Annotated in this window: 1 pseudogene; it reads right to left on the reverse strand. The window is 58.6% G+C overall.

Annotated elements, in window-relative coordinates:
• Positions 1-222 (reverse strand): annotated as a pseudogene (locus HMPREF2983_RS11170) (hypothetical protein); the annotation flags it as partial.

The following is a 222-nucleotide window of genomic DNA, read 5'->3' on the forward strand; positions in this document are numbered from 1 at the left end:
GTTCACATTGTTGATGGCCTCGGCGATGGCTGCTATCTTCTCCTGCATATCGCCTTGCAGGTTTTCGATGGCGGTGATGAGCTTGCCTGCCATCTCCTCCTGCCTGAGGGTCTGGTTCTTGATGGCCGTCTCCAAGAGGGTGAGCTTGCTTTCGAGGGTGAGGGTCTGCGCCTTCATCGCTGCCTCGATGGCTGCGAGCTTGGTCTCGAGCGTGGCGTTCAC

It is taken from the genome of Prevotella sp. HMSC077E09, assembly GCF_001814685.1.
Classification (GTDB): Bacteria; Bacteroidota; Bacteroidia; order Bacteroidales; family Bacteroidaceae; genus Prevotella; species Prevotella oris.